Here is a 12,327-nt window from a genome sequence, read left to right as displayed (position 1 = left end):
TCCCTCATATGTACGCCAAAAATACACCGGAAACACACCGTTTCCTGAAATGCGATAACGCCTGAACGCTCAGACATTGCTCGCGAGAGAGATAAACGCCCCTGTCCACGTCTTCTCCAAATATCCATCCGTAGGTTGAAGTCTTCTGGGCAAAATAAAACGCCCATTTCGCTTAATTATTGCGCAATGGATATCGTGGTATTCAGGATGTTTCCTGATTCGGGATGAAGAATAGCAATGGGATATGAGTGGATTCAGTGACCCATGTCGCGTAAGTCGATGATGGCAAATATGAATTCTATTGAAGGGGGCGTGCTTTTTGTATCCGGATATGACGTTACCTTTTGCGGCAATACAGCGAGGGGACATTTGAGCTGGCAAAAATCCATGCGCCCTTATACTCCTCCATAACCAGGCTCAGGTTTCGTCCGCTTTGACGGTAAAATCCGGGTAATGTGTTGTTAATATCAGCTTCATCGGCGCTATCAGCGAAGGTTTTGACCACCTGCATTGCCTGTAGCACTCGGGCTTCGTGCTGCCGGGTATAACTGAAATAGATGTTCCTGCTAATGTCTGAGGTATTACGTCCGTACAGTTTTCCGGTAATGGTCGCTAGCCCTGCATCTTTGTACATCCGAAATGAAACCGTACCAGCAAAGCGGTTGCTGCCAATATTCCATTCGACATTTCCAACGCAATTTAGCTGCTTTTCGGCATAGCGTGAATGCCATAGCCATCCGCCTGAGCCGAGCAATGTCGCCACGCCGATTACGATTAAAATAAGGTGGTGTATTTTTTTCATTGCCCGCGCATCCAGTAATAATGGGTAGTACAAAACGCGTGCGCATCTACCCGTGCATCTTTATCACAAACAAATGCCACGATCCTCTCCGCTTTACGGTAGCCGGAAAGGAAAACATGCTTGTTGTTTTCACAGAGAGAAGGGTGCAGTTGCATCAGATTGAAATAATTTTCCTGATCGTGATCATTCAGTGAGTAATAAATTTTACAGTTTTGCCGAGATGGGACCTGCATAGAAACAGAAATGAATTTACTAAACGGCATAACAGGACGTGTCTGATACCACACCAGCCAGATAATCAATGTGGCAATAACGATGCCAGCGCTAAATATAATATTCCACCAGGGGACCCGCGTCGTTTGTTGTGCCGCGGGAGGAATTATCTTTGGGGGCGCGTATTCCTCTATTAGCGGTGACTGGAAAACTTCACTCTGAGGATGCGTTATCGCCTCTACCTGCGTATTTTCATTTAATCTGAGTCCGCGTCGTGAAATAGTTTTCACCGTATCACGTGGCAGACCCACATCCGCCAGCGCGTTACGTAGCGTCAGAATAGCCTGGTAAAATGTGTTGGTTGTGGTCACATTATTTCTCTCACCCCAACCCACTTTTATCAATGTGTTCTGCGAAACAATGTCACTTGCGTGAGTAATTAAATAGAGAAAGCAAAGCGAAGCTGGGAGCTGAAGTTGTATTGCGCGCCCGGTCTGACGATTGACCAGACTTTTGCTGTCAGGATTAAATTCGACCAACTGATTGATAAGGTACAATTGCCCAGCCCTCAGTAACTATAACGTATCACCGCGTGTGCCTACACATACCTTAAATTTTACATCCAAATCGTGAATATGCCTCACTCTTTGTACGTGATCGAAGATAAGAATTTCACTTAAGGATTAAAAACACTTTAAATACAATGCGTTACGTGTGTAGGTTCTTAGGTAAGTATTAACTAATGTTAAATAATGAGAATTCATTACAGTTTTATCTGAATTCTCATTATATTTATCAACAGCACTTCAAGGGGGATTGAGTTATCAGAATTGTGTAATTAATAAGAGCCCCTTTCATTGGTTAATTTTTAGCAAATAGTGCTTTTTTAATTTTTATTCTGGGATTTGGATTTATGCATAAAATTCCTAATACCCAGACTGTTATTCTGAGATAAAGCAGAAAAAAGCTTAGCGCAATCGCATTGCTTACAGCCTATACATAATAGCGTATCAGGAGTTTATTACATTTTTTAAGTGTCACTGTTATTAACTGACAAGGAATGTCATACGTGTCGGATTGACACATTTATTTACCAATGAAATATTTATGGAAAAATAACAGGAGTCATTTTTGATGAAGAGATCACCATCACAGAGTGTTCGTTGCATAAGCTGTGAATTATCCTGTCAATTATTTCCGGATACTGTGGTACGCGCCAGCTACTGTCACCGAGCCACTTTTGCGATCTGGCCAGAGGGAAATAGTTTTCTGCAAAAAGGAATTATTGAAAAACTTCTCCTTAATAATCAAAATCATTTGTCGCGTGGGTTTATTTTTGTGGACTTTTCCTTCCCAAACCTGCGCCTGTTCGCCGATCCGCAATGGGTTGACCGGCTGGCCTACAGCGGTATGTATATTGTGTTGATAGCGGACAGGAATCTCGCGCCGTTAGCCAACTACTGGCTGTCGAAAAGCAATAAAATACAAGGGATTATATATTCCGATGATGATGATGAAGTTCAGCATCAGAAAATTCGCCGATTATTTACCGGCCACCTTGCGAACAGTAAACGCGGACGCTCACTCAACTATACAGAAATGATATTACTGAAGCGATTTGTGTCAGGGAAAAGTATTCAGCAAATTACCAAAATAGATAATATAGATATTAAGAAAATATATGTCTACAAGCTCAGGCTTGAAGATAAATTAGGCCATAGCATTCATCAAATACTGTCGAATATTTTATAACGCATTTTTGATTTTTACTATTTTCACATCTTTGCGATGTGGTGGACGCCCTACGCCCGAAAGCAGGAGGCTATTATGAAAAAACCTAAGCATTACTCACGCATTGCGATAGCGGTATCAACCGCGTTAACGTCAATGGTATTTTCAACCCACGCGGCCTGGATTGATATTGATAGTCTTCCTGCCAGTGGATTGGTGAGCAGTCTTTCGCCGGAGTTGCAGGCTTTATTTCCTGCACAAGCGAATGCCAGTTTCGAAAAAACCAGCGCTACGCCGAATTATGTTTATCAGTGGAGTGCCGGTACCATTCCCGTTTATGGTCATGGATTAACGCTGAATGGGCCAGGAGGCGAAGCCTTCGAACACACCATTACCGTTATTCAGAACAGCGCGACGGGTAGCCCGGGCGTTATTTTCGGTGACGACCTGACGATTCGCACACAGTCAAAGAATGCCGCTAATAATGGTAAAGATGTTGACGGTATCCGCACGCACGGGGCTAATACGCCGGATAACCCAGTCTTTATTATCACCGGGGATCGCACCAGTATTTATGTGGACGGCCAGGATGGTGATGGTATTAACGCCGGTTACAACGCCTATAATGGTGGGCAGGGTTGGAAAGGCTCGGCCAACATTTACGTCGGCGACGATCTGTATATTCAAACCACCGGTAATCAGGGGCGTGGCATCACGGCAAACGCGATGAGAGACGAAACGCTGGCTAAAAATACGATTATCGTCGGCGACCGGGCACACATTGTGACGACCGGTAGCAGCTCAGAAGGTCTCCGCACCGGGCAGAGCGGGTCCTCAATCCGCCTTGGCAATGACGCCACCATCGAGACGTCGGGTGCTTCCTCGACGGGGATTTATGCCGCCTCATCTTCCAAAACGGAACTGGGCAATAACGCCACTATTTCGGTGAGCGGAGCCAGCGCACATGCGGTTTATTCCACTAATGCAACCGTGAATCTCGGCGAAAACGCAACGATCAACGTCAACAATTCGGCGAAAGCGGCGTCATACAGCAAAGCGCCACGCGGCCTGTATGCGATTTCACGCGGTACGATAAACCTGGCAGGTGGCGCCGCCATTACCATGGCGGGCAATCACAGCAATGAAAGTTATGCCATCAGTACAGAAACGGGCGGTATCGTCGACGGTTCTGCTGGCGGGCGTTTCCTTATCGACGGCGATCTTCACGCCGCCGGTGCTACTGCCGCAAACAACACCCAGCCGCAGCAAAACAGTACCATCAACCTCAATATGACCGACAACTCGTTGTGGAGTGGGGCGTCATACGTCACCAGCGCCACTGCCGGGACGGGGGTTATCTCGCTGCAAATGAGCGATGCGACCTGGAACATGACCAACAGCTCAACGCTCACCGACCTGACGCTGAACGGCGGGTCAGTGGTGAACTTTGGGCATGCTGACGGCGAACCGTGGCAGACGCTTACTATCAATGAAGATTTTACCGGCAACGGCGGAAAACTCGTTTTCAATACCGTCCTGAATGACGATGCCTCCGAAACCGACAAGCTGAAAGTGCTCGGCAACACCGCGGGTAACGCATTTGTGGCAGTGAACAATATTGGCGGAACCGGGGCGCAAACCGTTGAGGGAATTGAGATCATCGAAGTGGCCGGTAATTCTGACGGTACTTTTGAGAAAGCGGGCCGTATTGTTGCCGGTGCGTACGACTATAACGTGGTGCAAAAGGGCAGCAACTGGTATCTGACCAGCTTTATTCCTGCTCCGCCGGATCCGGAAGAGCCGGACCCCGTCGATCCGGACCCGGTTGACCCTATTGACCCAGATCCCGTTGACCCGGACCCGGTTGACCCTATTGACCCAGGTCCTGTTGACCCGGACCCGGTCGATCCTGTCGACCCGATTATCCCTGAGCCGGAAGAACCTGTTGCGCCCCCTGTCACTGAGCAGCAGTACCGCCCGGAAGCAGGCAGTTATCTGGCGAACAACTACGCTGCTAACACGCTGTTCATGACCCGACTCCACGATCGTCTAGGGGAAACGCAGTACGTCGATATGCTGACGGGCGAGAAAAAAGTCACCAGTCTGTGGATGCGTAACGTCGGGGCACATACCCGCTTCAAAGACGGTAGCGGACAGTTGAAAACCCAAAGCAACAGCTATGTCCTGCAGTTAGGCGGTGACCTGGCGCAGTGGAGCAGCGACGGCCTCGACCGCTGGCACCTCGGTGCGATGGCTGGTTATGCCAACAGCCAGAACCGCACGCAGTCCAGTCTGACCGGCTACCATTCACGTGGTCAGGTCACCGGTTACAGCGTGGGACTGTACGGCACCTGGTATGCCAATGACGCTGACAAGACCGGCACTTACGTAGACACCTGGATGCTGTACAACTGGTTTGATAACAAGGTGATGGGTCAGGAGCAGGCGACGGAGAAATATAAATCCAGCGGGATCACCGCTTCTGTTGAAGCCGGTTACAGCTTCAAACTGGGTGAAAACGAGCGCAACAGCTATTGGCTGCAACCGAAAGCTCAGGTGGTGTGGATGGACGTGCAGGCCGACAGCCACCGCGAAGCGAACGGCACCCGCGTGAAGGACAACACCGATGGCAACATGATGACCCGTCTGGGGGTAAAAGCCTTTATCAACGGTCACAACGCCATCGACGACGGTAAATCTCGTGAGTTCCAGCCGTTTGTTGAAGCCAACTGGATCCACAACACGCAGACGACTCGCGTGAAGATGGATGATGTGAGCAACGACATGCGTGGCACCAAGAACATTGGCGAGCTGAAAGTCGGTGTTGAAGGCCAAATCACTCCGCGGCTCAACGTGTGGAGCAACGTGGCCCAACAGGTCGGCGATAAAGGTTACAGCGATACTCGGGGTATGCTGGGCGTGAAATATAACTTCTGATGTAATGCAGTAATGGAAAAGCCGCTGATTAATGGGTCAGCGGCTTTATTTTTTGTGGGGGGATGCCGGATAAGCGTTAGCGCCATCCGGCAAATAAGGTGGTGAGTTACAAACGTTGTCCCAGATGTCTTGTTGGTACTCGGCTTTGGTGTAAGACTGCCAATACAACAATATTTGTGTCTTGTGCACAGTAGTAAATCATATGACTAACATAAGGAAAACTGTAAACATCTGCACCAAAATCATCAATGCGATGTTGCCCCATTCCTGGCATTTCAGCTAACTGAGAGAGCACTATTTGTAATTTCCTTAGATAATCCCTGGACTGTTTAGCGCCCCAATTTCTTGATGTGTAATCACGGATTTCAATAATATCGCGCTGTGCTTCCCCAGTAAGTTTGTAACTCACTTTTTATCCTTTGTGTTGATCCATCAACTCATCAAAAAATGCATCACCATCAACAGTATTGCCGACATGAATATCGTTTTGAGCACGCTGAATTTTGGCTTTCAGTAACTGGAGCTTCATGGCTTCCATTTGTGCATAGTCCTCAATGGAAACGACAACTGCAACAGGCTTACCGTTACGATTAATTTGCACAGGTTCTCGCTGCGCTTTAAGTAGCATATCGCCAAACTGGGTTTTGGCTTCATTTGCCGTAAGAGTATGCATATTGTCACCATTTCGCATGAATCGTTCGATTCATTCATTATAGTCGATATTTTTCTGGTGGTCACTATGAGGAGCGGTCAGACAGAGGGTATGGTGAAAGTAGGCCGGATAAGCGTTAGCGCCATCCGGCACCTGGTAAACCTATAAGTAACGCTTACAGGTTCAGTTATACGTTACTGAAGAGTCGCCAGCGTGCTCCCAATTCTATTCAACTTCTGATTTGCCTCTTTTAGCTCATCCTGCAATCGTTGCTCCTGCTCGCCATAGACTATCAGGACGATGCAACCGTTCATCACTTTTACGCTAATCTGTTGCCCGGTATCAAACCCCGCCGCGCGGAGCCACTTGCCTGAAAGGATAATTTTGGGTGTGGATTTGTCGAAAACATTCGGTCGGTATCCCACAATTAACGAACGTTCGGTTCCGGATTGGTCGCTATCTGGGGTAGAATGCGAATCAGCCATAATCAACTCCTTGATAGTTGGTGAGGTTAGCTCTCGTCGGGTACTGCGAATACCGGGCGAGGGCGTTTATAAGTCAGGTCGTCAGATAAGAAAGGTACGTACCTGATTGGTGATATCTTGCGCTTGTAGGTACGTACATGTCAACGGCTAAACGCGACCCAAATCAGTCCAAATCCGGAAAGGCTCCAACTTTTCAGATTCGTATCACGCCTGAGTTAAAGGCGCAGTTCGAGGCTGCTGCAAAAGCAGAAGGGATGAGTTTGGGGAATTGGCTCAAAACCTTGGGGAGAAATGAATTACGTAAATTAGGTATTGAGCCAGAAATGTAGGCTAGTTCAATTGAGAATTTTGAGCGTCAGAAGATTCGGGAAAAGAAACTACATCCATTTTTAATGCTGTTTCACCAGAGAAAATTGAAGCTAGGCCTTTACGAATTTTTTGATTATCTAAATTCATTTGTCCGTGAGCTACAGGTATATAAATAGCGTTCTGAAAATAAACTCGATCAAAATCGTAGCCTATATCTTCAGCCATAACAGAAAGTAAATTCACAAATAGTCTATCGCTAGTTTGATTCCACATCGTGTTACCACTCTCACTTTCTGGACAGTGAGTACATAAATGAGTGAAATATTCTTTCCAGGCATCAAGGACTTTTTTCTCGGATTTTGTTCTTTTGTTTATACTTCCTTTTATATCACCATAGAATGCTAAGTCGATCATATTCAGCGCTCTAACATGCTCATTGGAAAGGCGAGCTGCGGCCGATCTTGTTGCCATTAGCGCGGTGAATATATTAACTTTTATGTTTCTTTTATCTGAAGATTATGAAAATTGAAACGAAATAAAATCTTTGAGGATGATATGAGAATTTTGGCGGAAGATCACAGGAGTTCTTTTTTTGATATAACTTTATGTTTTTATTGGATTTTATTTTAATGTGTTGTTTTTATTATACACATTGCTATACACATTGTTCCAAGTGTATGGTTCAATCTGACGGATAAAGCTAAAGTCCCTTCATCATCTCTAGAGCTGTTTCAATTAACTCTTCTGAAGGTTTAAATCTAGACATATGACGGACACATATTACAGGGATTTTCACATCATTTAGTACGGCTGAGAAAGCGAAAGTTGTGTAATAACCCTTTTGCTGCGTATAGATGAGAGTGCTTGGATCACCGAAGTGTTTTAGCAAAATATTTGCTGCTGAAAGGGATTGTAGACTGTTGCTATAAGCGATAATCATTTCAGGCTTACACAGAGGGATTGTGACATTCTCAAAAAATCTTGTTGAGTAATTTACGAGTTGTTGGACAGTTAGTTTGTGTCGACTCGCTTCCTGTTTGAGTGCTGAGGCATTGGTTGAGCACATCATTAGAGCATTCGTAAATACTACGTCTTCCCATCTGTAACCGAGGCTGATAGGTAGCTGTTGTAGTCGCTTAGCTAGGTGAGTAATTCCCCATTCCCCTTGCGTCCCTAAATGGACATTCGAGACAAGAGGCTTTGAATGATCCTGAATAATAGACTGGCTGTTGGTCATATGGGAATCAGCCGACGAACCATTGAAGCCCATCACAATGAGGCGTTTGCGTATAGGTGGGGAGGCTATTAATTCAAAAGCAGAATCGTAAGGTCTGCCGGGCAAATCAGCCAAGCCATAGCGAGAAAGCCCTCCAAGAATAAAGTCTCTAGTCTTATCCATTATTCAAATTCTCTTGTGAAGTCTCATACCGACATCATACGCAAAAAAACTTTTTTTGCATTTAACTGTTCACACTGTTCACCATGCGTATTTTCTATTTTAAATCATAAAGATAAATGGTGATGAGTTGGTGAAGAGTGAACAGTCGACTCTTCACCTTTGTGATTTTTTCTCGCTCTGGATGCGCCCGGTCAGGCGATGTGGTGGAGGGATAAAAAGTTTTTTCAGGTTTTACTGTTCACACTGTTCACCTCTGGTTTTTTATTAATAATTTCATGGCGATACAGGGTGAATATTCGGTGAAGGGTGAACAGTGGATTGTTCACCTTGTGGCAATGGCCTGAAAGGAAAAGACCGGCTGTTGCCGGTCTGAGTTAGGTTATGTTGCTGCGGGGTCGTCGCACTTCGGCAGCCAGTCGCCGTAGCTTTCCTCTTTCAGCGACAGGTTGGTTTGTATCCCCTGCTTTGTGTGCCGCTTTTCATAATTCAGGCCGTACTCTTTCAGCATCATGGGCAGCCCCAGCCCGAACATTTTCAGGCTGAGCACGTTCCTGTATCCGTTGGCCTCCATATAGGCCAGATACGCGTGATAGAGATATTTACGGTAATTACGCGGGATGATGCTGGCATTCCCCATAAACATCCCGTTGGTCTGCGGAAGCATTTCCAGATAGCCGCAAAAATCAAACGTCGGGTCAGCATCGCGCTTAATGCTGAGTGCCTCGTCGGAGTTCTGCTGCGACTGGAGCAGTGCGCGTGCAGTCATCGGGTCGCTGAATTTCTGCATAAGCTGGCGCACAATGACGGCCAGCTCGCGCGCAATTTTATCCCTGAGCTGCGGGTCGCGTTCCTCCGGGGCAATCTGTTCCGGGAAGTGAATAATCACCCGGCGGCGCGACACACCGCCGCTGCGGTCGGTGAAGCGCATCGGGTTATTGTTGACCGCCAGAATGACCGCCGGAATATGTGTTGAGTAGGGGTTCTGATATTTCGGGTCAACCGAGACCGCATCGCCGCCAGTGATGGCCTTAAGCCCTGCGCCGTCACCGCTCCATTTTTCCTGGTCTGGCAGACGGATAAGCGAGAAGCCAATCAGGGAGGCACGCTTGCGCGGGTCTTCCAGCGTGTCGATATCGGCTGATGTGGCGTTATCTTCCCCGGCGAGCAGGGTCGCGATTTCGGCCAGAATACTTTTGCCGCTCCCGCCGGGACCGGTGACTTCGAGAAAGAGCTGCCAGTCGTAACGGTTCGCCAGCACCATAAACAGCGCAGCGAGTATCACCTCGCGCTTTTGTGGATTTTTACCGGCTGCACGGTCGAGCCAGCGCCAGAAGTTCGGCGCGTGCGTCTCCAGCGTTTCCCCCTCCACCGGCGGGGTGAAATCCACATCGCACAACGTGCGCAGCCAGTGCGATTTGTGGTGCGGGCTGAATACGCCGCTTTGGGTATCGAGTACCCCGTTGCGAAAGCCAATCAGACGACGCGCCGGTGTATCCTGCTGCGGAATAATCAGTTTCAGGGTCTCCACCACCGAGGCAATTTTCCCCGACGAGAACGGGGCGCGTAAGCGCTGGAATAAATCAGCCACATTCCGTGAAAAAGTGGCGGCAGGGATATTTTTCCAGATGCCGTTTTCATAGCGGGACAGGAGCTGGCCGTTCGCATCCACCGCCAGCGCTTCGCCGTAATGCTCATGCACCCGCAAAGCCTTGTCGCTGGCGCTCATGGCGGTAAATTCTGCCTCGCTCATGGTATCGAACGGACTTTGCGCCGGTGGCCTGATGGCGTCATAAATGGCTTTGCGTGTCGCATCCTCGCCTTTTTGTTCAAATGCGTCATTCCAGTCACCGAACACTGGTGGCAGGGCTACAATGCCCTCACAGGCATCTGCGGCCGCAGCGGCTTTACTCTGGCCGTCGCCGTTAAGGTCACGGTCGGCGGCGAGGACAATCTGACAGGCCGGGTATTTGTGACGGGCAAGGCTCGCCAGAGAAAGGAGGTTTACGGAGGACAGCGCCACCATGACGGTTTCCCCGGTCAGGTGATGTACTGTGAGCGCGGTCGCATACCCCTCTGCAATCCACAGGCGTTTTCCGGCCTGTTTTTTCCCTTCGATGACATGACATGCCCCTTTGACCTGCCCGCCTTTCAGGGTGCGTTTGAGACCGTCAGCATTGATAAACTGAAGGTTAACCAGTGCGCCGGTATCGTCATACAGCGGGACAACCACATCCCCGGTGCGGAACGTCACGCCGCCGGTTTTATGCATGACGGTGAGCGTCAGACATCCCTGAGCGGGGAAACCCTTGCGGGTGAGGTAGGCGTTGCCGGTGGCCGGTCGGATTTTCTCCATGAGCCTGACCGCCAGCGCGGCCGCTGCCTTGTGGTCGGCATCGGTTTCAGCCTCTGCGGCCGCAATCACTTCCGGGGCAACCGGCGGCAGGTTGCCGGTCACGGCGTTCACCTTTCCGGCAGCCACTGACGGGGTCACGCCAAACACTTTCTCTACCAGCTTAAGCCCGTCACCTGCGCCACACTGATTGCAGAACCACGTCCCGCGCCCTTCTTTATCGTCAAAGCGGAAACGGTCAGAGCCGCCACATACCGGGCAGGACTGATGGCGGTTTTTAATCACCTTCAAACCCAGCGCCGGGAGAATGTTCGGCCAGTGGCCACATGCCTGTTTTACCGTTTCTGTTACGTTCATTTTCATCGTTGTTTTCTCCCTCAGTGCAGTACCGGCGACGTGATATGACGGGCGCAAAGCTCATCCATCACGGCCAGCCCGAGAAAGGACAGCGACGGCGTGGCTTTGAGTGGTCCGGCTTCCATTAAATCCTCCAGTAACGCACAGGCAATCTGGCGGCCTTTTTCCTCGCCGTGCTGGCGCAGGTAGAAGCCCTCCAGCTCGGCGGCAATGGCGCTTTCCAGCGCGTCGAGGGTGAGTTGCGGGTAGCGGTGCTGGCGTTCGCACAGGGTCAGCCATGCACAGGCCACGGCGCGACGATAGAGTGCGGCGCGTAATACAGGCGGTAATGGCTTTTTCATACGTTGCCCTCCCCGGTCAGCCACTGCTGATTGCAGCGTTCGACCACGCCGTCGAGATGGGCGGTCATGAGGTAAATCACGGAGGTGAGCTGTAACTGCTGCGCAGGGTCACGACGAACGGTGGCGCAGTCCTGCACCTGCATCAGGTCGCCAACGAGCTGGCCGACATTGCGCATATGCTCCAGACATTCGAGGTCACGGGCAGTAATGGTGGTGTGTCTCATGCGCGCACCTCCGCAACCGGCAGGCGGCCAGCGAACGAGAGGACGTAATCGCGAACGAGGGAACGACGTGCAGCGTGTTCATCACCGGCAACGGTACGGAGCATGCAAATACGGGGTTTACGGTCTGCGCGACGAACGGCGGCAAACACAAAGACAAACTGCGGGTGTGACGGGGTGAGGGTCGTAGCCATAGTGGCAACCTCCATTGAGTAGCGGTTATTGCCACCACCGGAGTTCCTACGCTCATGGGTGGTGACCCGAACGGGGGTAGGAATACCGGCCTCAATGAATACCGGCCAGCCCGAAGGCTGCCCCGCCCGGATCACCATTATCTGACAGGGGCTAAGGTGTAAACACCACAGCCCGAAAAATGGGTGTGCCTGAGCAACGACGTAAAAAAAGACGCATGGCGCGTCCGGTGTCGCCATTGAGTAACTCGGGTTCCTACGCCCGGCTGCCGATTTTGCGACAGCGGGAAAACTATACCTGGAAACGGCGAAAAGAAGCAAGCCAGAAAAAGGGGCTGT

The 12,327-nt window shown here is 49.5% G+C and carries 13 protein-coding genes and 1 pseudogene; 3 read left to right on the top strand and 11 right to left on the bottom strand.

Going from position 1 to position 12,327, the window contains the following annotated elements:
* Window positions 1–337: 337 nt before the first annotated feature.
* Both N0B36_RS21095 and N0B36_RS21090 read right to left on the bottom strand, forming a co-directional pair.
* On the bottom strand, window positions 338–802 hold the full coding sequence (locus N0B36_RS21095; protein ID WP_016155024.1) for a hypothetical protein: 465 nt from the start codon (window positions 800–802) through the stop codon (window positions 338–340).
* Window positions 799–1,572 (bottom strand): winged helix-turn-helix domain-containing protein, encoded by a 774-nt coding sequence (locus N0B36_RS21090; protein ID WP_049282829.1) that lies wholly within the window; start codon window positions 1,570–1,572, stop codon window positions 799–801. The genes N0B36_RS21095 and N0B36_RS21090 overlap by 4 nt, the downstream gene beginning before the upstream one ends.
* 577 nt (window positions 1,573–2,149) lie before the next feature.
* Here N0B36_RS21090 and N0B36_RS21085 point away from each other — a divergent pair.
* The gene (locus tag N0B36_RS21085) at window positions 2,150–2,767 is read left to right on the top strand and encodes a helix-turn-helix transcriptional regulator (RefSeq protein ID WP_046276006.1); all 618 of its coding nucleotides are present in this window, start codon (window positions 2,150–2,152) and stop codon (window positions 2,765–2,767) included.
* Between the two features lie 75 nt (window positions 2,768–2,842).
* Entirely contained in the window at window positions 2,843–5,683 is a 2,841-nt protein-coding gene (gene misL, locus N0B36_RS21080) for an intestinal colonization autotransporter adhesin MisL (protein ID WP_259688935.1), read from the top strand.
* A 106-nt stretch (window positions 5,684–5,789) separates the two neighbouring features.
* Here the strand turns inward: misL and N0B36_RS21075 are convergent, their stop codons facing one another.
* The 3 genes from N0B36_RS21075 to N0B36_RS21065 all read right to left on the bottom strand — a co-directional run bounded on the left by N0B36_RS21075 (window position 5,790) and on the right by N0B36_RS21065 (window position 6,820).
* Window positions 5,790–6,092, bottom strand: coding sequence for a type II toxin-antitoxin system RelE/ParE family toxin (locus N0B36_RS21075; protein ID WP_131405442.1), 303 nt, complete (start codon window positions 6,090–6,092; stop codon window positions 5,790–5,792).
* A 3-nt stretch (window positions 6,093–6,095) separates the two neighbouring features.
* Window positions 6,096–6,356 (bottom strand): type II toxin-antitoxin system Phd/YefM family antitoxin, encoded by a 261-nt coding sequence (locus N0B36_RS21070; RefSeq protein WP_131405441.1) that lies wholly within the window; start codon window positions 6,354–6,356, stop codon window positions 6,096–6,098.
* Window positions 6,357–6,529: 173 nt separating this feature from the next.
* Window positions 6,530–6,820, bottom strand: coding sequence for a SymE family type I addiction module toxin (locus tag N0B36_RS21065; protein ID WP_181221036.1), 291 nt, complete (start codon window positions 6,818–6,820; stop codon window positions 6,530–6,532).
* 137 nt (window positions 6,821–6,957) lie between these two features.
* On the opposite strand from N0B36_RS21065, the gene N0B36_RS21060 reads away from it, so the two are divergent.
* Window positions 6,958–7,149, top strand: coding sequence for a toxin-antitoxin system HicB family antitoxin (locus N0B36_RS21060; protein WP_003844491.1), 192 nt, complete (start codon window positions 6,958–6,960; stop codon window positions 7,147–7,149).
* 1 nt (window position 7,150) lies between these two features.
* On the opposite strand, the pseudogene N0B36_RS21055 reads toward N0B36_RS21060, so the two are convergent.
* From N0B36_RS21055 to N0B36_RS21030, 6 genes and pseudogenes are all read right to left on the bottom strand, one after another.
* Window positions 7,151–7,630: pseudogene (locus N0B36_RS21055) on the bottom strand (DUF6680 family protein); the annotation flags it as partial.
* Window positions 7,631–7,829: 199 nt separating this feature from the next.
* Window positions 7,830–8,528, bottom strand: a complete 699-nt coding sequence (locus N0B36_RS21050; RefSeq protein WP_057069023.1) for a hypothetical protein — start codon at window positions 8,526–8,528, stop codon at window positions 7,830–7,832.
* Between the two features lie 379 nt (window positions 8,529–8,907).
* Window positions 8,908–11,241 (bottom strand): primase-helicase zinc-binding domain-containing protein, encoded by a 2,334-nt coding sequence (locus tag N0B36_RS21045; RefSeq protein ID WP_259688934.1) that lies wholly within the window; start codon window positions 11,239–11,241, stop codon window positions 8,908–8,910.
* 14 nt (window positions 11,242–11,255) lie between these two features.
* A complete protein-coding gene (locus N0B36_RS21040; protein ID WP_250011031.1) occupies window positions 11,256–11,576 on the bottom strand; it encodes a DUF5375 domain-containing protein in 321 nt (106 codons plus the stop codon).
* Window positions 11,573–11,800: a hypothetical protein gene (locus tag N0B36_RS21035; protein WP_250011032.1), complete on the bottom strand. Its 228-nt coding sequence runs from the start codon at window positions 11,798–11,800 to the stop codon at window positions 11,573–11,575. The genes N0B36_RS21040 and N0B36_RS21035 overlap by 4 nt, the downstream gene beginning before the upstream one ends.
* Window positions 11,797–12,327: host cell division inhibitor Icd-like protein (locus tag N0B36_RS21030; RefSeq protein ID WP_259688933.1), on the bottom strand; the 531-nt coding region annotated here is incomplete at its 5' end. The genes N0B36_RS21030 and N0B36_RS21035, both read right to left, overlap by 4 nt.

Origin of the sequence: Citrobacter sp. XY323, from assembly GCF_025106035.1 — a bacterium.
Lineage (GTDB): Bacteria > Pseudomonadota > Gammaproteobacteria > Enterobacterales > Enterobacteriaceae > Citrobacter > Citrobacter braakii.
This window is presented reverse-complemented; position numbering and strand designations above follow the sequence as displayed.

Excerpts from the sequence above, each read along its gene's own strand:
- N0B36_RS21095 (WP_016155024.1), bottom strand. The coding sequence starts at position 802 with ATGAAAAAAATACACCACCTTATTTTAATCGTAATCGGCGTGGCGACA.
- N0B36_RS21085 (WP_046276006.1), top strand. The coding sequence starts at position 2,150 with ATGAAGAGATCACCATCACAGAGTGTTCGTTGCATAAGCTGTGAATTA.
- misL (WP_259688935.1), top strand. The coding sequence starts at position 2,843 with ATGAAAAAACCTAAGCATTACTCACGCATTGCGATAGCGGTATCAACC.
- N0B36_RS21070 (WP_131405441.1), bottom strand. The coding sequence starts at position 6,356 with ATGCATACTCTTACGGCAAATGAAGCCAAAACCCAGTTTGGCGATATG.
- N0B36_RS21065 (WP_181221036.1), bottom strand. The coding sequence starts at position 6,820 with ATGGCTGATTCGCATTCTACCCCAGATAGCGACCAATCCGGAACCGAA.
- N0B36_RS21060 (WP_003844491.1), top strand. The coding sequence starts at position 6,958 with ATGTCAACGGCTAAACGCGACCCAAATCAGTCCAAATCCGGAAAGGCT.
- N0B36_RS21050 (WP_057069023.1), bottom strand. The coding sequence starts at position 8,528 with ATGGATAAGACTAGAGACTTTATTCTTGGAGGGCTTTCTCGCTATGGC.
- N0B36_RS21045 (WP_259688934.1), bottom strand. The coding sequence starts at position 11,241 with ATGAAAATGAACGTAACAGAAACGGTAAAACAGGCATGTGGCCACTGG.
- N0B36_RS21040 (WP_250011031.1), bottom strand. The coding sequence starts at position 11,576 with ATGAAAAAGCCATTACCGCCTGTATTACGCGCCGCACTCTATCGTCGC.
- N0B36_RS21035 (WP_250011032.1), bottom strand. The coding sequence starts at position 11,800 with ATGAGACACACCACCATTACTGCCCGTGACCTCGAATGTCTGGAGCAT.